We start from the raw sequence: 26,158 nt of genomic DNA on the forward strand, positions 1-26,158 counted from the left end.
ATCAGCGCTGCTCATCCATTTCGGCCAGCTTGCGCACGCGGCGTCGAAAGTCTTCGTCGGTGGAGAATTCGGCAGCCAGATAGGCTGCGACTAGGTCCTTGGCGAGCCATGCGCCGACGATCTGGGCGCCAATGCACATGACGTTGACATCGTCGTGTTCTACCGACTGATGAGCGGAATGCACGTCATGGCAGACCGCTGCGCGAATCCCCTTGACCTTGTTCGCCGCGATCGAGGCGCCGACGCCAGTGCCGCAGACCATCAGCCCACGATCCGCCTTGCCGTCTATGATCGAAGAGGTGACCGTCTTCGCGATGTCGGGAAAATCCACGGGGCTCGGGTCGTAAGAGCCTGCGTCGTGAACCTCGTGGCCGAGCGAGACGATGTGGTCGATAATGGTGGCCTTGAGGGGGAAGCCGGCATGGTCGGAGCCGATGACGATACGCATATGAGTGTCTCCTGGGAAAATGATTATTGGGCGATCAGACGGGGCAGCCACAGCGTCAGGTCTTTTGCCAAGGTAAGGATGACGAGTGTGGACACCAGAGGAATGTAGAAAGGCACAAGCGCCCGCAGCAGCTGTCGGATCGAAACCTGGGCGATATCCGACACGAGAAACAGCGACAGACCCATCGGCGGCGTCAGCAGGCCGAGCATCAGGTTGAAGATCGTCACAATGCCGAGTTGAACAGGATCGACTCCGGCCATGACGAGCGGCGGGGCGATGATCGGAACGAGGAGCAGCGTTGCGGTCGTCGAGTCGAGGAACATGCCGGCGATGAAGAAGATCAGATTTGCGATGATCAGCAGCATCAGCGGATCCTTCGACCAGCCAAGAAGCGTGGCAGCAAAGGTCTGCGGCACTTGCTCGACCGCCAGAATCCAGCCGAAAAGCGCGGCGGAGGCGACGATGATGAGGATCGCGCTTGAACTGCGCGCGGTCAGCACCGCCGAATGCCATAGATGCGCCGGCGTCAGCTCGCGATAGAGAGCGGCGCTGATGAAGATCACGTAGACGGCCGTAATGGCGGCCGCCTCCGTCGGCGTGAAGGCGCCTGCCGTCATTCCGCCGACCATGAGGACCGGAGCGAGAATGGCTGGCAGCGCCGGCACCAGCGAAGCGACCAGCTCGCCAGCCGTGGGCCAACGTTCTGCGCGCGCATGGCCGTGGCGAATGGCGACGATCAGCACGGTCAGCATCAACAGGGCCGTGCAGAGAACGGCTGGCATTATGCCGGCAACGAGAAGCTGAACGATCGACACGCTTGTGACCGATCCGTACACAATCAGCGGGATGGAGGGCGGGAAGATCGGCCCGAGTGTTGCCGAGGCAGCAGTTACCGCACCGGCGAAGGATGGATCGAACCCGCGCTTCTTCATGGCATCGATTTCGATCCGCCCCAATCCGCCGATGTCGGCCAGAGCCGCCCCCGACATCCCGGAAAAGATCAGGCTTCCGAAGACATTGACCTGGGCGAGGCCGCCCGGCACCCGCCCGACCAGCGTATAGGCGAAGCGGAAGATGCGATCGGTGATGCCGGAAAGATTCATGAGGTTTCCGACAAAGATGAAGAGCGGCACGGCAACCAGCGGAAACGAGTCCAGTGCATAGGTGATCCGCTGGGCAAGCAGCCCGAAGGGCAATCCCTCGACAAGAACATAGAGAATGGACGGCAGCAGGATGGCGTAAACCACCGGGAAGCCGATCATGAAGAGACCGAGAAAGGCCAGGACGACCAGAAAACCCATGTCGATGACCTCTCAGACCGCGACGTTTTTGTCCGCCTGCGGCGGCTTGCGCAGGTGGAGCAGATGGATGAGCGCCGCTGCTGCGAAGCCGAAAAGCGTCGCGCCCAGAAATATCCAGAACGGTATGCCGAGCGTCGGGGTGGCATTGGCCAGGTTCCGGGTGATGTTCGACGCGGTCACCCAGCCGATGAAGCCGGTTACCGCGATGGCGACGACCGAGATCGCGACATTCACGATTGCGCGCGCTTTCTTCGGCATGGCCGCCTTGAGCTCGCCCATGACGATGTTCTCGCCATGCCCGACCACAAGCGGATAGGAAAGGAACACCAGGCAGATCAGCAGGAAGCGCGTCAATTCCTCCGCGCCGATGAAAGGCAGCCTGAAGACGCCACGCATTATGACCTGAGCCGTGGGAACGATGATCAGCCCCGACATTACGGTAACCACGACGATCGTCAGGACACGTTCGGGCAAACGCATCTTCTCCCTCCCATTCTTTCTTGAAGTGGAATTTGCAGGGACAGGAGCGGCGTCGCCTGTCCCTGCAGCCTCTTGGCTTACTTCACCGCCTCGATCTGCTCGATGAGCGGCGCGAAATCGGGGAAGTCCTGTCTGATCTGGGCGCTGACCTTCTCACGGAACGCCGCCACGTCGAGCCCTTCGGCCTCCGTTATGACGGTCATGCCGCGGCCCTTGAGTTCCTTCACCAGATCGGCCTCTGATTCCGTTGCCATCTTCAGCGATTTCCGGGCCTCCTCGTCGAGGACCTTGGTGAGGGCCGAGCGCTGCTCTTCACTCAATCCCTGCCAGACGTCCTCATTGATGAAGACGGCGAGCACGGCGCGCATGTGGCCGGTCATTGACAGATGCGATTGCACCTCGTTGAGATTGTTGGAGGCGATCATGGTCAGCGGGTTTTCCTGACCGACCACCACGCCCGTCATCAGCGCGGTCGGGAGTTCGGCAACCTCGACCGGGGTAGGAATTGCGCCGAAGCCCTTGACCATGGAAACCCACAATTCGAGCGGGACGGCACGGAAGGGCTTTCCGGCAAGGTCCGCGGGAGTCTTCACCGGAAAATTTGAGGAAATGTGGCGATCGCCGCGATAGATGCGCCCGATGATCCGCACGCCCTGTGCGACCAGCTTCTCGTTGATCGCCTGGAGTGCCGGCGATGTCTGCGGGTCCGTTGCAGCGAGCGCATGTGCGCCGTCGCGATAGATGAAAGGCGCGTTGAAGACGGCGACCTCCGGGACCAGTCGGGCGAGGGAAGCAAAATCATGATGGCCCATGGAGATCGAGCCCATGCGCACGCCATCCACCATTTCCGCGACCCCGCCGAGCTGGCTGGCGGGATAGACGGTGACGGTGACTTCGCCGCCGGTCGCCGCCGCAATTCCCTCCGCCGCCTGTGCGGCGTAAACCGTCTGGATGTCTCCCTCGGCGCCCACATGCGCATAGCGCAATTCGGTTGCCGAGGCGGCGCCTGTCAATAAAGCGGCCCCCAGCATGGCGCCGGTTATCCGGCCATGTTTCAGAAAGTTCAGCATGCTCTCCTCCTCCCTGGATAAAATTAGCTGTCTGCTTCTTTTTCCTCTTCCTGCGGCGCATCCTTCCTGGTGAAGGCAGCTATGTAGCTTTTGCGCCGAAGCTCGTCGCCGATGGCGAAATGTTCGCGCAGCATCCTGTCGGCCTTGTCCGGATCACGCGCGAGAATGGACAGGAAGACCTCCCGATGGGCTTCCACGAGATAATCGGTGATTCCGGGCGCATCGCTCGTCTCGGCGCGCCGCTGGACATGGCTGCGCTTCAGAAGGTCGGATATCGAGCGGTAAACCGTGGTGAGCGCTGGACTGCGGCTGGCCTCGACGATCGCCATGTGAAAGGCGAAGTCCGCGGCACCACCGTCTTCCGCGTCGTGGAGCGTCTCCATCAGACGTGTCAGCAGACTGCCGATACGTGAGAGATCGCTGTCCGTGGCCCGGATGCAGGCAAGGCGAATGGCCTGGCATTCGATCGCGACACGAGCCTGCATGATGTCGTCGAGCATGTCGGGCTGCTGAGCCAGGCAAAATGTCAGAAAATCGCCGAATACACCCACGTCGGCCTTGCGCACGAAGGCGCCCTTACCGTGACGGATGTCGAGAAAGCCCAGATTGGCGAGCGATCGCAGAGCCTCCCGCAGCACCGGCCTCGACACGCCCAGAGCCAGGCAGAGCTCCCGCTCGCCCAACAGCCTGTCGCCCACTTTGAGGGCACCGGACAGAAGCTGTTCCCGGAAGAATGAGAGCACCTTTTCGGTTCCCGCAAGTTCGTCGGCACTGTCTGAAAGCACAGGGTTCATGCAAATGGTTCCAACTGGTAATACCAGTAAGCACCACATGAGTTTGCCGGTCAAGACGCGTGGTCTGAAATCTTGGGATTTGTTGCAAATGGCGGATCCGCCACGCCCGGTAGGTGGCTGGCTCACAACGGTGTCAGATGCGGCGACGGATCCCCGCTGCAGCAGCAAGGAGCGCAGTCAGCCTTCGCCAGATCACAATGTTTTTAGGTCGGATCGATCTGAAAACATGAACGTAATCGATTTCAAAGAGATAGAGCGGGACGCCGGCGGAAACCGCACACACTTTTCCTCATCCCGCTCCACGGCTTGAAACGCTCAATCCCTGGAGCAAACCGCCGTGGCCAGGATTTCAAGGCGTATACCGGGGGAAAGGAGCTCCGTGACGACAGTTGCCCGGACGGGATATGGAGGCGTGAAGAATTCACGGTATACCTTGTTCATGCCGGCGGCGTCGGCCCTATCGATCAGATAGGCCTGTATCTGCGCGACAGCGGCAAGCGTGCTTCCGGCCGCTTCCAGCGCCTGTCGGAGGTTGGAGAAGACCTGCCGCGCCTGACATTCGATGTCCCCGGTGACGAGTTCGCCGGTCTCCGGGTTCTTTGCTATGTGAACCGATCTCACGATCTGGCCCGCCTTCACTGTGCCGCTCAAGGGGGCGCGGGATGCGGTAATCCCGGTTTCGACCTTCTCGAACATTCGTGCTCCTCCCGCTTTGCTCAAATCGGAACCTGCGCTCGGATCAGGCACTGTCGAGCACCGCATGGGCAAGCACCTCGATGCGCAAGCCCGGGGTGATGAGCTCCTTCACGACCACGGTCGCGCGCACCGGATAGGGCTCCCTGAAGAACTCCGTATAGGTCCTGTTCATGCCGGGAGCGTCGGCTCTTTCAGTGAGGAACACCTGCATCTGCACGACATTTGCGAGGGAGCCGCCGGCGGCCCTGATCGCTATTTCCAGGTTTTGCAGCGTTCTGCGTGCCTGCGTTTCGATGTCGCCGAAGACCGGCTCGCCGGTGACCGGATCCTCCGAGACGTGCACTGACCAGAAGAGACCGCCGGCCCGAACCGCTTCACTGACGGGAACGTCCGATGGATCGGCGCCGGTATCAATGACTTCAAACATGATCTTCCTTGTCGTTTCGCTGGTCGGACAGGTTCACTGCGGGATCTGGTCGAATCGGGTGACGAACTTGGTGTTCAGATAGCCGTCGAGTGTCTCCGACCCCCCCTCGCTGCCAAAGCCGCTGTCGTTGATCCCGCCGAAGGGGGTTTCCGGCAGGGCAAGGCCGAAATGATTGATGCTTACCATCCCGGCGGCAAGAGCTTGGGCAGCGTGCTGCGCTCGGTTGCTCGAAGCGGTGAACACATAGGAAGCAAGACCGAAGGGCAGGCTGTTGGCGCGCCGGATCACCTCGTCGAAATTGCCGAAGGGCGTGACGACGGCAATCGGTCCGAAGGGTTCCGCCTTCATCAGGCGCAGTTCATCGGTGCCGCCGGCGACCACGGTGGGCGCATAGAAAAATCCGGCATTCCCAATGCGCTCGCCGCCGGTAACGATTGTAGCACCTTGCTCGCGAGCGTCCTGAACGAAATCCTCCATGGCAGCCAGGCGGCGACTGTGGCAGAGCGGACCCATCTGCACCCCCTCCTGGAAACCGTCTCCGACCTTTGTCGAAGCGATTCTCTCGGTAAAGCGAGCCAGGAAACGGTCATGCTCTTTCGCCTGCACGTAGAAGCGTGTTGGCGAGATGCAGACCTGGCCGGCATTGCGCACCTTCTGGCCCGCAAGCGCGTCGGCTGCCGCCTCGATGTCGGCGTCGTCAAAGACGATCACCGGTGCATGACCCCCAAGCTCCATCGTCGACCGTTTCATGTACTTGCCTGCAAGGCTCGCGAGATGCTTCCCGACCCCGACCGAGCCGGTGAAGGAGAGCTTCCGGACTTCCGGCGCCCCCAGCAATGACTCCGAAAGGTGAGCCGGGTCGCCCCAGACGATGTTGAGACAGCCGTCCGGCAGACCGGCCTCCTGCATCAGCCGCCCGATTGCCACAGTGGAAGAGGGAGATTCCCCAGGTCCCTTGAGGATGATGGTGCAGCCGCTCGCGAGCGCCGCCACCACCTTGCGCAACGCTTGGCTGAAGGGGAAATTCCAAGGGGTGAAGGCGACGCAGACGCCCACCGGTTCGCGAACGACCATCTGCTGCACGCGTGGGTCGCGCGATGGAATGATCCGCCCGTAGGTGCGGCGGGCCTCCTCGGCGTGCCAGTCGGCATGATCGGCGGCAAATCGGACCTCGCCGATCGCCTCGCCGAGCGGTTTGCCCTGATCGAGGGTCATATTGGCGGCGATCTCCTCGGCGTGCTTGCGGGCGAGGTCTGCGAAGCGGCGCAAGATGTGGCTGCGCTCGAGCGGAGAGCGATCCTTCCAGCTCTCGAAGGCGCGCTGCGAGGACGCGACGGCTTCGGCGATCTCGCTATCGGATGCGTGCGGCAGCCGTGCGATCGTCTGACCCGTTGCGGGATCCACCACGTCGCTGCTCCCCTCCGCCTCGTAGACCCAGCGGCCATCGATCAGCATGCCGAGACGCCCATAGGCGGGTGCGGTGCTTTCCGGGTTCATGCTCTCTCCTTCAGGCGACATGGCCCTGTGTGCGTGCCCAAGCCAGCGTATCGTCAAGCGCCAGGCCCATGCGCGTCATGAGATCGTCGATCTGCCCCTCGTCAATGATCATTGCAGGGCAGAGGCTCACCATATCGCCGAGGCCGCGCGTCAGGACGCCGCGGGCGGTCGCGAACTTGCCGGCCTGGTTTGCCACCTGCCAGGCGGGGGGGAAATTCTCTCTGGTCGCCTTGTCCTTGACGAATTCGAAGCCAGCAACGAGACCGACGCCGCGGGCTTCGCCGATCAGCGGATGCTCGCCGAGCTTCCGAGCGCGATCCTGAAAGACGGGGGCGACGGAACGCACATGCCCGACGATATCGATCTCCTCGTAGATCGTCAGCGCTTGCAGCGCCACGGCGGCTGCAACCGGATGACCGCCATAGGTGAAGCCGTGCGAGAAAGTGCCTATCTTCCGGCTCTGGTCCACAAGTGCGTCCGCGATCTTCTGGTTGATCATCAGGGCGGAGATCGGCATGTAGGCGGCCGACAGCTGCTTGGCGCAGCTGATCATGTCCGGCTTGAGTCCGTAGGTCTCTGAGCCGAACATGTTGCCCGTGCGACCGAAACCGCAGATCACCTCGTCGGCGACAAGCAGGATATCGTATTTGCGGAGGACCGCCTGGACCTTTTCGAAATAGGTTTTCGGCGGGGTGATGACGCCGCCTGAGACCATGACGGGCTCGGCGAAGAAAGCAGCGATCGTTTCAGGACCCTCTTCGAGGATCGTCGCTTCGAGATTGTCGGCCATACGCGTGGCGAAGTCTTCCTCCGTCTCCCCGGTCTCGGCGGAGCGCCAATAGTGCGGGCAATCGGTATGGAGGATGTTAGCGATCGGCAGGTCGAAATCCCGGTGATTGAACGGGAGGCCGGTGAGGCTCGCGGTCGCGACTGTGACGCCGTGATATGCCTTACGGCGCGAAATAATCTTCTTCTTGTCGGGTCGCCCGAGCGCGTTGTTGTAGTACCAAATGAGCTTGATCGCTGTGTCGTTCGCCTCGGAACCGGAGCCGGCAAAGAACACCTTCGACATCGGGACGGGCGCGATCGACAGCAGTTTCTCCGCCAGCCTGATGCCGGGCTCTGTCGATTTGTGTGCGAAGGAATGATAGAAAGGCATCGTCTTGAGCTGTCGCATGGCAGCTTCGACAAGGCGCTGTTCGCTGAAGCCGAGACCGGCGCAGAACAGGCCCGCCAGTCCCTCGATATACCGTTTGCCTTCGTCGTCGACGACATAGATCCCATCGCCGCCGGTGATCACGTGCGGTCCCGTTTCCTGATGCACGGCCAGGTTCGTGTAGGGGTGGACGAGGCTCTGCTTGTCGAGAGCATGGAGAGAGTTTGGACGGTCGTTCATGTGCGGCTCCATCGGCAATCGGAGTTCGGATCAGGCGATGACGTGGACATCCTCGGCGCGCCAGGTCACGTGGCATTCCGAAACGCCTTCGAGCCTGCGCGCGTCCGCGCCGGGAACTCGCATGCGGATCGCCTGTGAGCCGAGCTTGCCGATGACGAGCAGGTTGTCGCCATAATTGATGGTGCTGTCGATTTTCAACGGCTGGCGCCCGCCTTGTGAGGTCTCGGCGATGCGGATCATTTCCGGTCTGAGCAGCAGATCGGCCCGGCGGTTTCGGTCCGTTTGGCTGCTCCGCGCCTCGACGATGCCGACCGGCGTGTCGAATCTTCCGCCGCCGAGCGCGGAGCCCTCGATGAGGTTGCTGTCGCCGATGAAGCACGCGACGAAGCGGGTTTTCGGCGCGCGATAGATCTCGTTCGGGGTGCCGACCTGTTCGATCCGCCCCTGATTGAAGACGGCGATGCGGTCTGACATGGTCATGGCCTCCGACTGGTCGTGGGTGACATAGACCATAGTGACGCCGAGGTCCTTGTGGATGCGCTTCAGTTCCACCTGCATGTGCTCGCGCAGAGCCTTGTCGAGGGCGCCGAGCGGCTCGTCCAGCAGGATGATGTCCGGTTCGAAGACGAGCGCGCGGGCAAGCGCCACGCGCTGCTGCTGACCGCCGGAGAGCTCGGAGGGCACCCGTTTTTCGAAACCCTGCAGCCCGACCTTGGCCAGTGCCTCGCGGGAACGGCGCTCCTTGTCTTGCTTGGCGACGCCGCGCATGCGCAGTGGGAATCCCACATTGTCGGCAACCGTCATGTGCGGGAAGAGCGCATAGTTCTGGAACACCATGCCGATATTGCGCTTGTGCGGCGGCAGGTTGTCGATCGCGCGCTCACCGAGCCGGATCTCGCCGCTCGTCGGGTGCTGGAAGCCGGCGATCATCATCAGCGTCGTGGTCTTGCCCGAGCCGGACGGGCCGAGGAAGGAGACGAACTCCCCGGCCTTGATGTCGAGCGAAACGTCGTCGGCAGCCATATGCCTGCCGTCATAGGTCTTGGTGATGTTGCTGAGCGTGAGGGAACGGGCATTCATGGCTATGCTCCAAGATCAGGATGTCGCAGCGGCCGGCTGTGCTGCGCCGTTGCCGTCAGTCTGGCCCAGAAGGCGCGTGCGACGGCGCACGAGTTGCGGCGCGAGCCAGATACAGACGCCGGCGAGAACCAGCAGAAACAGGAAGGAAGAAGCGGCCGAGATGGTCGGATCCGCCTCCTGACGGACGGCGTTGAACATCTGGCGCGGCAAGGTCGCCTTGTCGCGGCCGGAAATAAAGAGGCCGATGACGGCCTCATCGAAGGATGCGATGAAGGCGAAGAGCCCGGCAACGGTGAAGGCTGGCCGCAGGATCGGAAAGGTGATCAGCCGGAAGGTCGTGAACGGCGAAGCACCGAGATTCATTGCGGCGCGCTCCACCGAGCGGTCGAAGCCCTTGAGCGCTGCCGTCAATATCAGCGTCGACATCGGCAGGGCGATACAGCTATGGGCGAGGATCACGCCGAGATAGCTCTGAACCAGACGGAGCTGCCCGAAATAGATGTAATAGCCGATCGCCATGACGATTGTAGGCACGATCATCGGCAGCATGATCAGAAGATTGAAGACCGTGCGTCCGATGAACACGTGCCTCACCAACGCGAAGGAAGCCGGAACGGCGACGAGCATAGTCATGCAGACCGTACCGAGGCCGATCAGGAGGCTGTTCGTCAGCGGCTGCGTCCAGTTCGGGTCGGAGAAGAAGTTGACGTAGTTCTGCAGCGTATAGCCGGGTGGCGGGAAGGCTAGCGACGCGGCCGAGCTGAAAGACATCGGAATGACGATGAACATCGGCGCCGCGACAAAGGCGGCGATCAAAATCGCCAACGAACGAATCCAGACGTTCATCGGTCACCTCCTGCCCAAAGGCGGTCGAGACCGAAAAAGCGGTTGTAGACCGCATATACCGCGAGCGTCAGCGCCAGAAGCACGATCGATATCGCCGAGCCGAGGCCGAAGTCGAGGGTCTGTTCAATCTGGTCGCCAATGATGCCGGCGATCATCTGGTCGCGTGGGCTCCCGAGCAGGACGGGCATGACATAGAAGCCGAGACAGGTGATGAAGACGAGCGTGCAGCCGTTGACGATGCCGGGCGCGCTCAGTGGCAGATAGACGGAAACAAAGGCTCGAAGGGGATGCGCGCCAAGATTTTCGGCAGCGCGGACATAGAGCGGGTCGATCCGTTTCATCACGGCGAAGAGCGACATGGTCATGAAAGGAATAAGCGCGTGGGTCATTGCGAGGGTGGCGCTGAATGTGGTGAACAGGATCTTCGGCGCGGGATCCCAGCCGAGCCACGAGAGGAGCGCGGTAACCGGCCCCTGATTGCCGAGGATGACCATCCAGGCATAGGTGCGCACCAGATAGCTGGTCCAGAAAGAGAGCGCGACGACCGTCAGCAGGAAGGTTGCAAAGCGCTTCGAGCCGTTCGCCGCGGCATAGGCGAGCGGATAGGCGAAGAGAAGGCTCAGCAGCGTTACCAGGAGCGCCGTCTTGAACGTGCTGTAAAGGACCGACGCGAACAGACTGGAATTCAGCAGCCGGCCGAAATTCTGCAGTCCGATGACCGGCTGCGACAGGCTCATCCACACGACGTAGCCAAGCGGAACGAGAAAGAAGAGTGAAAGGAACATCACCGCCGGAGCTATCAGCGGCATAGGCCCTTCCACGAAGACCGGGGACGTCCGGAGTTTCATGACATTGCTCCTTTACCCTCGGACAGGGTTTTTGCCGCGAAAGCGGGGTACCGGCGCAGCCACTGCCGGCACCCTATCCGATGCATTGCACTTTCCAGCCGTTCTTACCGGAACCGGCAGTGGGCTCAGATACCGACCCAGCTTTCGAAACGGGTGGACAGCTCGTCCAGCTGGGGCAGCAGCTTCGCCCCGTCCAGCATGACGGCCCGGGCGAGGTGCTCCGGATGGGTCGGCATTCTGGCCGCGACCTCGGCTGGAATGAAATCGAACGACTTCGGGTTCATCGGACCGTTCTGGTCCGCGATGCAGAACTTTGCGAGCCCCTCGGCGTTCTGGCCGATATGGCTGATCAGCTTGAAGCCGTTTTCTGCACGCGGGCTGTCCTTGGCGACGATCCAGCAGGCCTTGTCGACGACGGCCTGGTCCCAGACAATTTCGATCGGCTCCTTGGAAGCCTCCTTGGCGCCGAAGGCGTCGCTATCCCAGAGCCCCGCCATGTCCACTTCACCGTCGGTCAGGATCTGCCGCGCCTGCGGCCCGGCGGTCCACCAGACGCGGACATGGTCTTTGATCCGGTCGAGCGAGGCGAAGGCGCGGTCGAGGTCGTAGGGGAAGAGCTGGTCGGCCGGAACGCCGTCGGCAAGCAGCGCGATCGCCAGGACGCGGGCGGCGTGACGCTGCAGGCTGCGGTTGCCTGGGAACTTCTCGACGTTAAAGAAATCGGACCAGTTCTTCAGCCCTTCAGGGAATTTAGCGGCATTGTAGGCCATCTGCGTGGCAAAGCCATGCGTTGCCAGCCCGTTTTCGTAGATGGCGCCTTCCCAAAGCTTGGAGGTGTCGACGTGACCTTCCAGCGTCTCGAGTAGGCCCGCCCCATTGGCGCGCGCGACGTCTGCGACGCCGAGCGTGGTGACGTCGAACTCGTAGACGCCCGTGGTCTTCTGCGCCGCGAGCTTGGCGAAGGAAATCGGCGAGACTGTGCGGATCTCTATTCCCGTATCCGCCGTAAACGGCTCGAACAGGAACTTCTTGACCGATGCCTCCCAGTCGCCGCCCCAGGTGTTGACATAAAGGGCGTTCTCCTCCGCGCTGGCGCGTCGGATAGAGGGGGAAGCCAGCATTGCGGCCCCGAAAAGTCCGGCGCCGAGAACGGCACGTCGCGATAGCGGCGTGGCTGATGCATTCTTGAACATTTCCATTCGTGGTTCTCCTTGATGTCGAATGGTCGTTTGACTGCTATTCCCGCGGCCGCTCGCCTATAGCGGCGGCTCTTCTTGTTCTTTGAATCCGGTTTTTGGTTCCGGTCAGTTCGGACGGAAAACCTCCGCGTAAAGACGGAGCCAGTTGCCGCGAAGGATCTTGTTCGCTTCCTCCTGATTGAAGCCGGCGCGCAGCAGTGCCGCGGCGACATCCTGCAGGTTTTCCGGCTTGAGCAGCCATTCCGGCTTCGCCACCGCGCCAGGCCGCTCCGGCGAGCCTGCACCATACTGAACCGAGCGGGTCCAGCGGCCCTTGCGCATCCAGTCGTAGTCGCGCGGGGTGTGGTTGTGCGAAATGTCGGTGCCGATGCCGACATGGTCGATGCCGGCTATGTCGACGGTGCGGGCGACCATCTCGCACCAGCCGTCGACGGTGGCGCAGGCGGCGTCGGGCGTGATGTTCCGGTAGGCGACGCACCCAATGACACCGCCGCGTTCGGCAAGAGCCTTGATCACCTTGTCCGACTTGTTGCGCTTGTGGGCAAAAAGCGAAGCGGCATTGGCATGCGTGATCGCAACCGGCCTTTCCGACCATTCGATGGCGTCGAGAGTCGTCCGGTCGCCGACATGGGAGAGATCGACCAGCATGCCGACGCGGTTCATTTCCCGTACGACATCGCGGCCGAACCGAGCAAGGCCACTGTCATTCTCCTCGTAACAGGAGCCGCCGAGTTCGTTCTGGTTGTTGTAGGTCAGCTGGACCACGCGGACGCCGAGCTCGGCGAAGAATTCAACGAAGGCGATGCGGTCCTCGAACAGGTTCGAGTTCTGGTAGCCGAGCACGACCGCCAGCTTGCCTTCCGTTTCGGCGCGCTCGATGTCGGCAGCGGTCCTGGCAATAAGGATCAGGTCGGCGTTCTCGCGCTCCATGTCTCGCCAGCGGGCAAGCGAGTCGAGAGACTCCATCGTCCCTTCCCAGAAGCCGAGCGTCGGCGTCACCGCACTGTAGCCGCCCCGCCTTAGCGCCTCGAAGGACCCGCGGTCGAAATGACCACATTGAAGTGCATCGATAATCATGGTCGTTCCATCTCAGTTATTGATTGCCGTCGTGCCGTGCTTTTCGGCGCCGGCGATGAGCAGAGAGAGGTCCGTCTCATCCTCGTCCTGCCGGCCGATGACCTTACCGTCCGCCTCGACAATGATTGGACCGGCGTGGCGGCGCGATACGTAGGAATCGGGCGCCAGCGCTTCGGCGGACTGGTGAAAGAGCTGCCACCAGAGAGCCGCATCGACGGTCAGCCCGTCGCGCCGGATTCTTTCGAGAACCGTCGGATGCATTTCCTTCGCGGCGGGCGAAACGACGATCTCGGCACAGCCGGTGGTCCCGTCGATAGCGACCTCGGCATTCAAGCCAAAACGCTGCGCAAGAGCCTCGACGACTCTCAGTTCGTCCACCTCGGTCGCGGTGCGAACCGTGATTGTACCTGCGCCCTGCGTCCGCAGACGCTCCGTTGCGAGATCGAGCACCGCATCGGCGGCAATCCACGCGTGCTGCCCGCCACAGTCGACGATGAGACGCTCGCCATCTGCCGTCAGGCTCAGCACATGCGGATTTGCCGATCGCACCGCCTCAAGGTTGTGGAGCAGACGGGCGAAGCCGCCGAGGCCGAGGGCCGCGGAATAAAGGGCGCAATCCCTGAGGGAGGGCACCAGGCCCGCGTCGACACGCGCGACTTGTACCAGTCGCTCAAAGACCATCCGCATTTCACGCAGACTGACGGTGAGGGTCGAAGGAAGGTTGGACTGGCAGGAACTCATAGGCTCGGCTCCGAAGGGTAGAACCACAGGTCGTCGGCGCTGCCGGCGGCAATGTCTTCCGGAACAGGCGCGCCGTGGAACAGAACGCCGCGCAGGTTGCGGTCGAGGAAATCGCGGGTCTTGTCGATGCCGTGGATGCCGACATTGAGAAGGCGGGTGATATGGGCGGGGGTAAAGTGTTCACTCATGATATCGGCATGCGGCGAATGGAGGCCGGTGCCGGCAAGAGCCTGCACGCGGGTGGCGATTGCCCGGTGTTCGGGGCGAGCAAGCAGGAAGCGGGCGGTGCTGAGGGTCGGATCGGCGGCGGCGAGGTCGCGGTCAAGGGACACCACGAGCCGCGGCAGGTCGAGGCCAAGATTGACGACGTTCTCGCCGACTTCGGCAACGGGGCCGCGGCGTGGCTCCTCGGCGGAAACCGATTTGTACCAGACGTATCGCTTTTCCGACCCGATATCGAGATCGAGCCCGAACGCCCAGGCGTAATCGTTTCTCAGAATCTCGCGCAGCCGGGCGACCGGCATTTCCGGCCGGCCCGTGAGCTCCTCATCGATGACGAGGCCTTCCACCAGCTGGTCGGCCTCTTCGGCAACGAGCTCTATGAGGAGCGAATGGAGGGTTTCCATGGCTTCCGCATGGACGCGGCACTCGAGGGAGGCGGTAAGTTCGGCAAAGGGCTCGCTTTCGAATCGGCTGCCGCTCCGCCAACGGTCCAGCAATTTCGCGACGGCGCTGCGGATGATGCCGAGTTCTCGTGCCACGACGTCGGAGCGTGTGACGTTCTCGTATTGCACGCGGTCCTCGGACCGGAAGGTTATCGCTTTGTCGACAAGGCTCAACAGCTTGGCGATCTCCGAGCCGTTTTCATCCGGTGTGAGCCCTTTTGCACGGGCGATCGCCTCTTCGCGGATGAATAGCCAGCGCTCGATCAGGCGCGGGTGGTTGTTGACGAAGAGCATCAGCCCAAGCGCCGAGCCGTTGCCGACCCCGAGGAAGCGGCGAAGCTCGATTGCCATCCGCGGGGCTGCGGGTGCTTCGAGCCGGACGAGATGGGCAAGGAGATCCTGGGCGAAAACGCGCATCATATAGGCGCAGAGCATCTGGGCGGCCAGCGACCAGCGAAGCGGGTGATCCCCCTCATAGGCGAGGAAGGATTTCGTCCCGAAGGTACCGTTGCCGTCGAGGCCGGTATTGCGCATCAGGTAACAGGTGTGAGCGAGCTCGGCGACGTTGGGCTGGCCGCCGGCCTGGAGCGCGGCCTTCGCGCCTTCGAAAAAGCGGCCGCTGCGGTTGGAGCGGCACCAGATCAGCGTTCCGGGTGTGGCGCGGCCCTCGTAGAGCTTCGGAAGCTCGGTTCGTGTCGTTTCGAAATCCCGCCTGCTCATATCGCCTTCGACCAAGGCTCCCATCATATCCCAGGCCCGACCGATGATGCGGCCCGTACGGCCGTGCGGGGAGGGCTCGAACGAATAGACGGGAAAGCTGAAGCGCCAGCCGCCGATGTCGATGCGGTATTCGGCGACGCCGTTGCCCTTGGCGTCGATGTCGAACCGCTTGCACAGGATCTGCCAGCGCTGCCGGACCGCGCGGCTCATCAGTGCGCGCGAGGCGCTGACGCGGGACGGCTGGATGGCGGCGAGCCTTTCGGGCTTCATGATATCGGCCGGCGAACGCATCAGCCGCGCGATGCGGTGGGCCGCCGACTCAGGCACCGTTTTCGTCAGGGCGCTCATTTCATTGCTCTCCTCGCAGGCGCGCGGCGCTTGCCGCCGCGGCTGCGACGACGATCCGGGCGCACTTGTCAGTATCGAAACCTGTGAACGGGCCGGAAAGCGCGAGTGCGCCGATGCATTCGCCCTGCGCATCGATAATCGGGGCGGCAACGGCCGATACGGTTCGCGGCCCCTCGACCTCGGAAATGGCGTAGCCGCACTTGCGCACTTCGGCGATGATCTCGTCACCCGGCAGTTCGACGCCCTCCGCCCTCAGACGGTCGACTATTTCCGAACGCGCAAACGACACGAGAACCCGGCCGAAGGCAGTGCGGTCAAGACGGAGCTGCGTTCCTATCCGAAGGTCCGCGCGCAGGATGCCGCGTGACTCCACCCGGCGAACGATGACGGCGGACTTTCCGTCGAGAATCGCGAGCGAGGCGGTCTCACCGCTCTGGGTGACCATCTCTTCCAGGACGCCGGCGAAGCGCGCGCCAAGGTTGGATTGTTCGAGAGCCATTGCCGCGTGCCCGACGATGCGAAGCGTCAAGCGATAACGGCCATCGGTTGTCTGCTCGATCCAGCCGGCTTCCACCAGCGTGACGAGACGCTGATGGACGGCGCCCCGGGCTTCGCCGAGCTGGCGCGCAACATCGGCAAGTCGCAACGGCTCCGCTGCAGCGCCGATGCACTCGAACGTAGCGAGGGTCTTGAGCACCGAGGATAAAGGGCGAACCGACATTACAGAAGTTCCGAAAACTGTTGTCTTCTCATAGAAGACGTGGTATATGTATGTTGGACAAAAATCTGTTTCGTGTCAACTTCGTTCTAGGCGACGACGTCGAAATTTGCCGCGCACCGAACCGGCGCACGTTCATTGCGGGGTTACCGAGAGGCTTTCAGCGGTTAGAAGCACCAAGGCGCGCAATGCCCGCAATGCTCAGGACGAGCCCGGATGCCCTGGCTGCCGAAGGGGCTGCCGGGCGCCGGATCTACCGCAGTTCCGCGTTTCAGAGAAAAACGGGAACGCTCTACGAGGGGGTGGGGCTTAGTGAAACGACGACATTGCCGACCGTCTTGCCGCTTTCGACCGCCTCATGAGCGGCAGCGATGTCGTCCAGCGCATAGATCTCGGCAATGTGGTGTCTCAGAAGTCCGGACCTGAGCTGAGAATGAAGCGCGCTGACGGTCTCGGCACGCACTTCCGGCGACATCTCATACACGATGAAGAACCGCGCGGCGATGCCGGCGAGTATCATCGGCAAGAACTCGAATGAGATATCAGGCTTGCTGGAGCCGTAAATCACCAAAAGCCCGTCCTGCGCGATGATTTCAGGCAGCATCTTGGCATTGGTGGCGGCGTCCACCTCGATGACTCGATCGACGCCGCGCCCGTTGGTGATGTCCTTTATCCGGTCGACGACATCTTCCGTTTTGTAGTTGATCGTGTCGTCGGCTCCCAGCCTCAAGCAGATCTCAGCTTTTTGCGCCGAACTGACGGTCGTGACGATGCGCGCCGCACCGTAGAGCCTGGCAAACTGAATGGCGTAAGCGCCGACCGAGCCCGCGCCTCCGGCCACCAGAACGGTTCTTCCAAATACGGATCCGTCCATGGTCACCGCGCGCAGCGCCGTCAGCGCTGGAATGCCGAGGCAGGCGCCTTCCTCGAAAGATACGTTATCGGGCAGGTGGACCGCCTGATCCTGCGGGAGAACGACATACTCGGCAGCCGTGCCGTTCGAACGTCGCCAAGCGGCATTCCACGTCCATACCCGTTCGCCGATGCGTTCCCCTGCCACCTCGGCTCCTACGGCGTCGATAATGCCTGCGCCGTCACTATGCGGGATCATTTGCGGGGCGATGACCGGCCTTCCCGCCCGTGCTTTCACATCGGACGGATTAACGCCGGACGCATGTATGCGAACGCGGACCTCTCCGGGGCCGGGGAGAGGCTCGGGAAGGCTGCCGACCTTAAGAACCTCGCGGGCGGCGCCATTCTTCTCATACCATGCAGCTCTCATTTCACGACCTTTCAAGATTGAGATCAGGCGCCGACGACGACGAACCGGTCGCGACCGCCCCGCTTTGCCGCGTAGAGAGCCTTGTCGCAGCTGTTCAGCAGATCCGCCCGCCGGCGCCCGTTATCCGGGGCGAGGGCGCCGCCGATGCTGATACGCGCCTGGATGGCCTCGCCATCGACCTCTACGGGCTCGCGAAAAACCGAGACCAGTCGCTGCGAAACCGCTGCCAGGGCCGGTGCATTGGGCGGATTTGGAACAAAAACGGCGAATTCGTCGCCGCCCATGCGAACCGGAATGTCGCCCGCTCTGATGACCGAGCGAATTCGATTGGCGGCCTCGTACAGAACCGCGTCGCCGACCTGATGGCCCAGCTTGTCGTTGATCGCCTTGAAACCATCCATGTCGAGATAAAGGGCCCCGAAAGTCTGACCCGCGGTCATCGCATTGTCGAGTGCCCCATCGACGATCGAGGACAGGGCGGAGCGATTGAAGAGACCCGTGAGCGGATCGGTGATTGCCGCATTCTGTAGCTGGTTGTGGGCAAGCCCCATAACCAGATTGGCTTTCTGGAGGCTCAACAGAGCGCTGGCGACTTCAGCGAAGCGGCGCAGGTTCAGGGCCTGTCCGTCGGAGAGATTTCCGGGCCGGCCATCGAGAATACAGAAGCTCCCGACGGGCAGGTTGTCCAGATAGACGGGCGCGCCGGCGTAGAAGCGGAAATGCGGGCTTCCGACGACGTACGGCCTCGATCTCAGGTCCTGGTCTTCCGTCAGATCGGGAATAACAAGCAATTCGTCTTCGAAGACGACCCGCGTGCATATGGACATCTCGCGCGAGCATTCGCCGATCCTCAAGCCCGCCTGACCGGCGATCCTCTGCCAATCCTCGTCGATGATGTTGATGGCGGCGTAGGAGACGCCGAATACGCCTTTAGCAAGCTCGGCGAGGGTCGCGAGTTCGGGTGTCGGAGCGCTTTCAACGGAATTCAGCGAGCGGACTGCGAGCAGCCTTTGGCGCTCGTTCGTCAGGATGCGTAGGGCTTGACCCATCGAAATCTCCGTTAATCACCGAAAGGGGGCGGCTCAGACGCCCCGTCTTTCTTCTACGACGGGAGTCGCTCCTCCCAGGAGGGGGAGAGGATGCAGCCTCACGACCTATCGCAAAACATTGTCAACGCGCTATCCTTAAACCTTAGAGTAAAGCGGGTTCTCCCTTCGCTCGCTGAAGTTTTACGCGGTTCACGGTCAAAGCAAGCAGATTTGAGGGTTGTTCGCTACGAGATACCATTCAATCGTGACGAAAAGAGACGAAGCGGGGCGCGGTCCCGGCGACAGCCTCTTGCAAATGGCCATGGCAGTGTATCAGCCGATCCGGCCGTCCTGAGTGAGTAATTGGACATGATCCTCAATCATCGGCTCACACGTATTACCGTCGGCATCCTGCTGCTGGCGCTTGCAATCGCCGTCCTGCTGCCCGGATTGACCGGATACAGCAGCCTTGACGGTACGGTGAACGCCCGTTTTGCCGTCATAAACGCACCCGTCGACGGTGAGATCGACAAGGCGCCGCCTCGGATCGGGACTCCGGTGAAAGAGGGTGAAACGCTCGCGACAATCAGCAACGAGCGGGTCAACAGGGCGGTGCTGGCGTCGCTGCGCACGGATCATCGAACCGCCCTCGAGCGCGTTGCGGCGTTGCGGCGGGAGCGGGACGAACTCGTACGGCTGCGGGACGATCTTGCGGGGCGGCTGGACATTTTCCGGAACGCGACCATCGCCAGTCTGGAGCGTGAGCTCCAGATTCTGCAGAAAAGGGTCGAGGTGTCGCGCGCGCAGGAGGTGGTGGCAAGGGTCGATCTGGACCGGCGGCAGGACCTCGAGTCCAAGGGCATTTTTACCCGCAAGATGGTGGAATCAGCGGAAGCCGCCGGTGCGGCCGCGGGCGGCGAGCTCGAGATCAGCAACCTGACGGTTGAATTGTTGCAGGAACGCCTCTCGGCCGTGCGAAAGGGCATATTCATCGTCGGCGACGGCCAGAACGACGTGCCCTATTCCCGGCAGCGCCAGGACGAGGTCATCGTCCGCATCCACGATCTCAATACGCGGATCGCGGAGAACGAGACTCGGGCAAAACAGACAGACCAACAGATTGCCGAGGAGGAAAGGCGGGTCCTCAATCTCGAATCGGCAACGATCCCGTCACCCCTGGACGGTGTCGTGTGGACCAGAAATGTGGTCAGCGGCTCAAATGTCGTTCTGAACAGCGAAGTGATGCGCATCCTCGATTGCCGCGATCTGTTCGTGGATATCCTCGTTCCTGAAGTCGACTATGACGAAATCTATCCCGGCCGCGACGCCGAGGTTCGGCTCTTCGGTCGGGGCGATGTCTTCAAGGGCCGGGTCCAGGCAGTCAAGGGCTCGTCCGCCGTCGTCGAGAAAGACTCTCTGGCGGCCAACGAGCCGGAGGCGGATGAGCGGAATGCGCGCATCCGCGTCACCCTCGCGCCCTCGGCACTCAACGCCGATTTCGCGAACTTCTGCCAGGTCGGTCGGACGGCGCAGGTACGGTTCTCAAAACGCAGCCTTCATGTGGCGCAGTGGATTCAAAGCTTGTGGTTCAATCTCTTCTAGCGCTTGCGCCGACATTGCTCGTCCTTGCCTTTTTTCTGCTCGGCCCGTTCAACTGGTCGCGCCATAAAAGCTGGGCGCGTGCGGTGACATGCGTTTTCGTGGCTGCCATTGCGCTGCGTTACCTCATCTGGCGCTTTACCGAAACCGTTTTGCCCTATCCGACCGATGGCGCCAATTTCTATTGGGTATGGTTCGTCTTCATCGCGGAGTTCCTCGCTTTTTCCGAGGTGGTGCTCTTCCTCATCCTGATGAGCCGCTATGTGGATCGCAGTTCCGAGGCAGACGACCTAGAGCGGAAGTTCTTCGCCGGGAATGAAAGGGAACTTCCTGCGGTCGACGTTTTCATACCGACCTATAACGAACCGCTCGACGTTCTCGAACGGACGATCGTCGGAGCCCTTGCGCTCGATCATCCCAAAGACAAGCTCAAGGTTTATGTGCTCGACGACGGCCGGCGCGACTGGCTCAAGACCTTCTGCGAGGGACGAGGCGCGATCCACGTCACGCGCAGCGACAACGCGCATGCCAAAGCGGGCAACATGAACAACGGTTTACGCGCCAGTTCAGGCGATTTCATTGCCGTCTTCGATGCCGACTTCGTTCCCTATCGCAGCTTCCTACGACGGACTTTGCCCTTCTTCCTCGACGAGACGATCGGCATCGTGCAGACGCCTCAGCACTTCTTCAATGTCGATCCGATACAGTCCAATCTCGGTTTGGAGAATCTGTGGCCTGACGAGCAGCGCCTGTTCTTCGACGAAATCGCGCCGAGCCGCGACGGCTGGGACGTCAGCTTCTGCTGCGGCTCCTGTTCGATCGCCCGGCGCAAAGCGGTCGACGCCATTGGCGGGTTTCCAACCGAGTCGATCACCGAAGATCTGCTGACGACGCTGTCGATGCTGAACAGGGGTTTCAAGACTCGCTATCTCAACGAGCGGCTTTCAATGGGCTTGGCGGCCGAGAACCTCACCGGCTACTTCGTGCAGCGCGAGCGCTGGTGTCAGGGTGGCATCCAGACGCTTTACCTCCATAACGGCCCCCTGCGCGGGCCTGGGCTCTCGCTGTTTCAGCGCGTCATGTTCCTGCCCATGTCGTGGCTTGTGCAGTATCTCGTTCGCTTCATCGTCCTCCTTATTCCGATAGTCTATCTTTGGTTCGGCGCTCTGCCGCTCTATTTCACCGATGTCGCCGACTACGTCTCGAACCAGGTGCCCCTGCTTGCGGCCTATTTCCTCCTGATGTTCTGGCTCACGCCGACGCGCTACCTTCCGCTGGTCTCCACCGCGGTCGGCACTTTCTCGACCTTTCGCATGCTGCCGACCGTCCTTTCGAGCTTGGTCAGGCCTTTCGGCAAACCCTTCAAAGTGACACCCAAGGGCAGCAGCAACGAGGAAAATAGCTTCGACGCCTATACTTTCACCTGGATCGCTGGCTTCATCGTGGTCACCGCGCTTGGCCTTCTGATCAACATCGTTCCGGAGACGGCGCGGATAGAGGGTTCATTCTCGGCGATCGCGGCGCTTTGGTCCGGCATCAACATCGTGGTGCTGATCATCGCGTCCCTCATCTGCTTCGAGAAACCGCGGCGCCTGCTCCAGGCGTTCAAGCTCGACGAAGCGGTGAAAGTGGACGGTGTCGAAGGGCGTCTCGTCAGTCTTTCCCTGGACAAGGCAGTTGTGGCCGTTTCGACGGAAACGCGGTTCAAATCGACCAAGGTCGGCCTGAATATAGAAGGCTTCGCGCCTCTTGAGGCGGATCTGAAGCAGGTTACCCAGCGGCGCGGAGATATCACGCGCACCGGTGACAAACAGCGCTACTACCTTCATCTTCACTACGACCTGCGTGGAGCTGAGCGCGACAAGATGATCGTAAAGCTCTACACCGGCCGCTATTCCCGCGATGTTCCCGATATCGACAAGATCGCCGTCTCCGTGAACTTGCTGCTGCGCGCATTCGGTCGGACGCGAACCGCTTGATCGACTGCAAAGAGTTGAGGCGCGGATGCGGAAGACGGACCGCACTTTTTCCGCTCTGAACCATTTCGATCTAGCGGCCCTTCCGGGCATAGAGTGTGCGGGAGCGCTCCAGGTGTCGTATCATCGCCTGTTCGGCCTCGTCTGGATCACCGCGCCGGATACAGTCGATAATCTCCTCATGTTCGCCGAGCGTGACGTTCTCTCGTCCGGTCCAGATCAGCATCTCCGTATGATACTCCTTGAGCCAGCCGAGCATCGCCTCGCTGACGGCGGTGTATATCGGATTGCCGGAAATCTGGGCAATGCGGGTGTGAAACGCCATGTCGGCCGCGATGAAGGCATCGGAATCTTCGAGTGCCGACCGCTGGCGCTTCAAGGTCTCCTCAAGTGCCGCGATGTCCTGGGCGTCGGCCCGGCTTGCTGCCTCCCTCGCCATGCCGCGCTCGAAAAAGATGCGCGCACTCTTCAGATGTTCGAGCGAATCCGAGGAGGCCGCAAGCATGATCTTTGCGGCGGCATCCACCTGCCGGAGGAGAGACCGCGCCGTCGGCTGCAGCACCTTTGCCCTCTCGCCATGTGAAATCTCGATCAGACCCATATTGGCAAGTGCCTGCATCGCCTCGCGAATGGCCGGCCGACCGACCTGGAAGCGCTCCATCAGCATGCGCTCGGAAGGCATTTCGTCTCCGGGTTGCAGTTCGCCGCTCTCGATCGATCCCTTCAGGCGCGCAAAAACCTCGTCGGACAGTTTCCTGCGGACAATAGGGTCGGATTGGATAGCCATGTGAACTCCCGGATTGCGGCTCATTCTCTATAGGCAGGTTTTTTACGGCAGGCGAGATTTCTCTTGCTTCAACTTAGGTACTCATTATACCAGTTAAGGCGAAGAAGCTACCTGATCAATAGGAAGAGCGTCGGCAGTGATCCACATAACCTACCGGATAGAGACACCAGGAGACGTCGAGGCGCTGGCGAGAAAAATCGCAAGCGACCAATCAACGGGGACGTTCGTTGCTGTGCCGGGGGAAACGGAGGAGCTGAAGCGGCGGGCAGCTGCACGCGTCGTGGCCATTCGCCACCTCCCACCGGCCGACCGGGCGTCGTTGCCGGACGAGGCTGGAGACGCAACGCGTTTCAACCGGGCCGATGCGGAGATCGCATATCCTCTTGAAGCGGTGGGAACGGACCTGTCCGCCCTGATGACCATTGCAATCGGCGGCGTCTATGCCATCAAAGGCATGACCGGAATCCGTGTTGTCGACATGAAACTCCCGCCGGAGTTCGCGGCGGCGCATCCGGGTCCGCAATTCGGGGTCGCCGGCAGTCGCCGCCTGACCGGTGTCGAAGGCCGCCCCATTATCGGCACGATCGTCAAGCCGGCGCTCGGCCTGCTGCCGGACGAAACGGCAGCGCTCGTAGGCGACCTGCTTTCTTCCGGCGTCGACTTCATCAAGGACGACGAGAAGCTGATGAGCCCGGCCTATTCGCCGCTGAGTGCGCGCATCGCCGCCATCATGCCGAAGATACGCGACCATGAGCAGAAGACCGGCAAGAAAGTCATGTATGCCTTCGGCATATCCCATACCGATCCCGATGAGATGATGCGGAACCACGATCTCGTGGTCGCCGCTGGTGGCAATGCGGCGGTCGTCAATATCAATTCGATCGGCATGGGCGGTGTCGCCTTCCTGCGCAAGCGCTCGAACCTCGTGCTCCACGCCCACCGTAACGGCTGGGACATTCTCACGCGCCATGGCGGCCTGGGGATGGAGTTTTCGGTGTGGCAGCAGTTCTGGCGCCTCCTCGGAGTGGATCAGTTCCAGATCAACGGCATCCGCGTCAAATACTGGGAGCCGGACGACAGTTTCGTGAAGTCCTTCAAGGCGGTAAGCACGCCGCTGTTTTCCAGGGAGGATTGCCCGCTGCCGGTCGTGTGCTCCGGCCAATGGGGAGGACAGGCGCCCGAGACCTTTGTACGCACCGGACGTACGACCGATCTGCTCTATCTCTGCGGTGGCGGAGTCGTAAGCCACCCGGGCGGAGCCGGTGCCGGCGTGCGAGCCGTGCGTCAGGCATGGGAGGCGGCAGTCGCCGGGATACCGCTCTCGGATTATGCTAAGGAGCACCCCGAACTGGCGCAATCGATCGAGAAATTCGCCGACGGAAAGGGCGCTTGACGTCCGCCGCCGCATTGTCCGGTTCGACAGAGATCGGGCAGCGGGGTTGCCAAGTCTCGGCAATTGGATGAATGTTCCGCGGCGTCTTCGATTATTCGTTTGCGGCCGGCGAGATGATTTATTTCACGGGTGATACCCATTTCGGCGACCCGCGCGTACTTCGCATCGACCGCCGCCCATTTTCCAGCATGGCCGAGCATGATGCTGCCCTCACCGTCAATTGGAACGAAACCGTATCTCCGCAGGATGAGGTCTGGCACCTCGGCGACTTCGCAGCAAAGAGAGCCGGTCTTGCACAGGATATGCTGTCACGGCTGAACGGCCGCAAACATCTGATCATCGGCAACAACGATCCGATCGATACGACCGCAGCGAGCGGCTGGCACAGCGTCCAGCATTATGCGGAGCTGACGGTCGATGGCCGGCTGCTCGTCCTCTGCCACTATCCATTCCGGACCTGGAACCAGATGGGCAAGAGGTCGGTCAACCTGCACGGGCACTCCCATGGCAGATTGAAGCCGGTCCCGCGTCAGTTCGATGTGGGCGTGGACGCCCGAAACCTGCGGCCGGTCTGCCTGGCTGAGATTCTCCCGCAAGCCTCGCGTTGAAGCCGAGGATTGCACTGGCACGGGAACGTGCGAGCCCCTTTTTTGTTTATACGATGTTCTCCGACGAGGGCGCCTCGGGCGTGCGTCCGCTGTGAGGTATTTTGATGCAGGAAGATCTTTTCGGGTACACCCCCACAATGCCGGAAGGCTTTCGTTACCAAGCGGAGGTCGTTCCGCAGAAGCTTCAGGAAGCGCTCCTGGGGGTATTGCCAGGACTTTCCTTCAGGCCTTTCGACTTTCACGGCTACGAGGGTAAGCGACGGGTGGTCTCGTTTGGCTGGAAGTACGACTTCGATACCGAATCGGTCCGCAAGATCGACGACATTCCCTCTTTTCTTTTGCCGCTACGGCAATTGGCGGCCGATTTCGCCGGGCTGCCGGCGGAGAAACTCGAGCAGGCTCTGATTACCGAATACGACGTAGGAGCACCGATCGGGTGGCACAGGGACAAGGCGGTGTTCGGCAGGGTCGTCGGTGTTTCGCTCCTCGCTCCCTGCACCTTCAGGCTTCGCCGAAGGCGCGCCGGCAAATGGGAGCGGGCATCGGTCGCTCTGGAGCCCGGCTCCGCATATCTCCTCTCCGGTGCCGCGCGGTCCGAGTGGGAGCATTCCATTCCGCCGCTGGACGGCCTGCGCTATTCGGTCACGTTCCGCGAGCTGCATGCCGGAACGACGGGTTGAACCGCGGGTACTCCGTGGATTTCAACCGTCCAATGTTCCCCAGGACGGGTCCCATTGGACGTCCTCGACAAGCTCTACATAGATTGGCAGCGATCCTTCCCTATGGCTTGCTGCCAGGCGGAAGGCGGAATCCGGCTCCATCTCCTCTCCCGGGAAGATGACGTCATCCTCGGAGGGATCGCTGACCTTTCGCACATAGCCCCGGACTGCGTCGCCGGAGCGATAGAGTTTGACGACCATCGCCCCTGGCACTGGTCTTACCGGGAGCCGCTGATAGTCGGGCATGGGACCTCCTTGAAAAACGCGACGCGTCGGGATGACATTTCAAATTCCCGCAGTCCGAACGCCTTCAATCCTGTGCACAGGAATCCTGTGTGTCGAAACTGTGCTTATATGGGTGCGGGCGGAAGGCCGTCGGAATCCTGGTCTTTAAAGACCGTGTGCTGGCTCTGGT

At 61.6% G+C, this 26,158-nt stretch carries 26 protein-coding genes; 5 read left to right on the forward strand and 21 right to left on the reverse strand.

What is annotated here, in order from left to right; all coding sequences use genetic code 11:
• Position 1: 1 nt before the first annotated feature.
• The 19 genes from rpiB to FB009_RS18755 form a co-directional block, all read right to left on the reverse strand.
• The gene (rpiB, locus tag FB009_RS18665; protein ID WP_011969382.1) at positions 2–448 is read right to left on the reverse strand and encodes a ribose 5-phosphate isomerase B; all 447 of its coding nucleotides are present in this window, start codon (positions 446–448) and stop codon (positions 2–4) included.
• Between the two features lie 23 nt (positions 449–471).
• Complete coding sequence (locus FB009_RS18670) at positions 472–1,749, reverse strand: TRAP transporter large permease (RefSeq protein ID WP_011969381.1); 1,278 nt, start codon at positions 1,747–1,749, stop codon at positions 472–474.
• A 12-nt stretch (positions 1,750–1,761) separates the two neighbouring features.
• Positions 1,762–2,229 carry a TRAP transporter small permease gene (locus FB009_RS18675; RefSeq protein ID WP_011969380.1) on the reverse strand — a complete coding sequence of 156 codons (468 nt, stop codon included), beginning with the start codon at positions 2,227–2,229 and terminating at the stop codon, positions 1,762–1,764.
• Between the two features lie 77 nt (positions 2,230–2,306).
• Positions 2,307–3,299 carry a TRAP transporter substrate-binding protein gene (locus FB009_RS18680; RefSeq protein WP_011969379.1) on the reverse strand — a complete coding sequence of 331 codons (993 nt, stop codon included), beginning with the start codon at positions 3,297–3,299 and terminating at the stop codon, positions 2,307–2,309.
• A 23-nt stretch (positions 3,300–3,322) separates the two neighbouring features.
• Positions 3,323–4,093 (reverse strand): FadR/GntR family transcriptional regulator, encoded by a 771-nt coding sequence (locus FB009_RS18685; protein WP_024312104.1) that lies wholly within the window; start codon positions 4,091–4,093, stop codon positions 3,323–3,325.
• A 315-nt stretch (positions 4,094–4,408) separates the two neighbouring features.
• Positions 4,409–4,789, reverse strand: a complete 381-nt coding sequence (locus tag FB009_RS18690; RefSeq protein WP_011969377.1) for a RidA family protein — start codon at positions 4,787–4,789, stop codon at positions 4,409–4,411.
• Positions 4,790–4,832: 43 nt separating this feature from the next.
• Positions 4,833–5,216 (reverse strand): RidA family protein, encoded by a 384-nt coding sequence (locus FB009_RS18695; RefSeq protein ID WP_011969376.1) that lies wholly within the window; start codon positions 5,214–5,216, stop codon positions 4,833–4,835.
• A 33-nt stretch (positions 5,217–5,249) separates the two neighbouring features.
• Positions 5,250–6,713: an NAD-dependent succinate-semialdehyde dehydrogenase gene (locus FB009_RS18700; RefSeq protein ID WP_127580641.1), complete on the reverse strand. Its 1,464-nt coding sequence runs from the start codon at positions 6,711–6,713 to the stop codon at positions 5,250–5,252.
• Positions 6,714–6,723: 10 nt separating this feature from the next.
• Positions 6,724–8,109 carry an aspartate aminotransferase family protein gene (locus FB009_RS18705; RefSeq protein WP_011969374.1) on the reverse strand — a complete coding sequence of 462 codons (1,386 nt, stop codon included), beginning with the start codon at positions 8,107–8,109 and terminating at the stop codon, positions 6,724–6,726.
• Between the two features lie 30 nt (positions 8,110–8,139).
• Positions 8,140–9,189: an ABC transporter ATP-binding protein gene (locus FB009_RS18710; protein ID WP_018209544.1), complete on the reverse strand. Its 1,050-nt coding sequence runs from the start codon at positions 9,187–9,189 to the stop codon at positions 8,140–8,142.
• 15 nt (positions 9,190–9,204) lie between these two features.
• Positions 9,205–10,035 carry an ABC transporter permease gene (locus tag FB009_RS18715; protein ID WP_011969372.1) on the reverse strand — a complete coding sequence of 277 codons (831 nt, stop codon included), beginning with the start codon at positions 10,033–10,035 and terminating at the stop codon, positions 9,205–9,207.
• On the reverse strand, positions 10,032–10,883 hold the full coding sequence (locus tag FB009_RS18720; RefSeq protein WP_011969371.1) for an ABC transporter permease: 852 nt from the start codon (positions 10,881–10,883) through the stop codon (positions 10,032–10,034). Before FB009_RS18720 ends, FB009_RS18715 begins: the two co-directional genes overlap by 4 nt.
• 125 nt (positions 10,884–11,008) lie before the next feature.
• Positions 11,009–12,082, reverse strand: a complete 1,074-nt coding sequence (locus tag FB009_RS18725; protein WP_018209545.1) for an extracellular solute-binding protein — start codon at positions 12,080–12,082, stop codon at positions 11,009–11,011.
• Between the two features lie 105 nt (positions 12,083–12,187).
• Positions 12,188–13,159, reverse strand: coding sequence for a membrane dipeptidase (locus FB009_RS18730; protein ID WP_011969369.1), 972 nt, complete (start codon positions 13,157–13,159; stop codon positions 12,188–12,190).
• A gap of 12 nt (positions 13,160–13,171) precedes the next feature.
• A complete protein-coding gene (locus tag FB009_RS18735) occupies positions 13,172–13,900 on the reverse strand; it encodes a hypothetical protein (RefSeq protein WP_011969368.1) in 729 nt (242 codons plus the stop codon).
• Positions 13,897–15,633, reverse strand: coding sequence for a hypothetical protein (locus tag FB009_RS18740; RefSeq protein ID WP_011969367.1), 1,737 nt, complete (start codon positions 15,631–15,633; stop codon positions 13,897–13,899). The genes FB009_RS18735 and FB009_RS18740 overlap by 4 nt, the downstream gene beginning before the upstream one ends.
• 1 nt (position 15,634) lies before the next feature.
• Positions 15,635–16,354, reverse strand: coding sequence for an IclR family transcriptional regulator (locus FB009_RS18745; protein ID WP_011969366.1), 720 nt, complete (start codon positions 16,352–16,354; stop codon positions 15,635–15,637).
• Between the two features lie 289 nt (positions 16,355–16,643).
• The gene (locus FB009_RS18750) at positions 16,644–17,633 is read right to left on the reverse strand and encodes an NADPH:quinone reductase (protein WP_011969365.1); all 990 of its coding nucleotides are present in this window, start codon (positions 17,631–17,633) and stop codon (positions 16,644–16,646) included.
• A 23-nt stretch (positions 17,634–17,656) separates the two neighbouring features.
• On the reverse strand, positions 17,657–18,682 hold the full coding sequence (locus tag FB009_RS18755; RefSeq protein ID WP_011969364.1) for a sensor domain-containing diguanylate cyclase: 1,026 nt from the start codon (positions 18,680–18,682) through the stop codon (positions 17,657–17,659).
• A gap of 348 nt (positions 18,683–19,030) precedes the next feature.
• Here FB009_RS18755 and FB009_RS18760 point away from each other — a divergent pair, with 348 nt between their 5' ends.
• Together FB009_RS18760 and FB009_RS18765 are read left to right on the forward strand one after the other, a co-directional pair.
• Positions 19,031–20,263: an HlyD family secretion protein gene (locus FB009_RS18760; protein WP_011969363.1), complete on the forward strand. Its 1,233-nt coding sequence runs from the start codon at positions 19,031–19,033 to the stop codon at positions 20,261–20,263.
• Positions 20,245–22,239, forward strand: coding sequence for a glycosyltransferase (locus FB009_RS18765; RefSeq protein WP_011969362.1), 1,995 nt, complete (start codon positions 20,245–20,247; stop codon positions 22,237–22,239). Before FB009_RS18760 ends, FB009_RS18765 begins: the two co-directional genes overlap by 19 nt.
• Positions 22,240–22,309: 70 nt before the next feature.
• Here FB009_RS18765 and FB009_RS18770 read toward each other — a convergent pair whose 3' ends face one another.
• On the reverse strand, positions 22,310–23,023 hold the full coding sequence (locus FB009_RS18770) for a transcriptional regulator NanR (RefSeq protein WP_011969361.1): 714 nt from the start codon (positions 23,021–23,023) through the stop codon (positions 22,310–22,312).
• A 136-nt stretch (positions 23,024–23,159) separates the two neighbouring features.
• Between FB009_RS18770 and oiaX the strand changes: the two genes are divergently transcribed.
• From oiaX to FB009_RS18785, 3 genes are all read left to right on the forward strand, one after another.
• On the forward strand, positions 23,160–24,416 hold the full coding sequence (oiaX, locus tag FB009_RS18775) for a 3-oxo-isoapionate-4-phosphate decarboxylase OiaX (protein ID WP_011969360.1): 1,257 nt from the start codon (positions 23,160–23,162) through the stop codon (positions 24,414–24,416).
• 71 nt (positions 24,417–24,487) lie between these two features.
• Positions 24,488–25,024: a metallophosphoesterase family protein gene (locus FB009_RS18780; protein ID WP_011969359.1), complete on the forward strand. Its 537-nt coding sequence runs from the start codon at positions 24,488–24,490 to the stop codon at positions 25,022–25,024.
• Between the two features lie 104 nt (positions 25,025–25,128).
• On the forward strand, positions 25,129–25,704 hold the full coding sequence (locus tag FB009_RS18785) for an alpha-ketoglutarate-dependent dioxygenase AlkB (protein ID WP_018209549.1): 576 nt from the start codon (positions 25,129–25,131) through the stop codon (positions 25,702–25,704).
• Positions 25,705–25,725: 21 nt separating this feature from the next.
• Here FB009_RS18785 and FB009_RS18790 read toward each other — a convergent pair whose 3' ends face one another.
• Complete coding sequence (locus tag FB009_RS18790; RefSeq protein ID WP_011969357.1) at positions 25,726–25,989, reverse strand: hypothetical protein; 264 nt, start codon at positions 25,987–25,989, stop codon at positions 25,726–25,728.
• Positions 25,990–26,158: the final 169 nt, after the last annotated feature.

The sequence above is a fragment of the Sinorhizobium medicae genome, assembly GCF_007827695.1.
Lineage (GTDB): Bacteria > Pseudomonadota > Alphaproteobacteria > Rhizobiales > Rhizobiaceae > Sinorhizobium > Sinorhizobium medicae.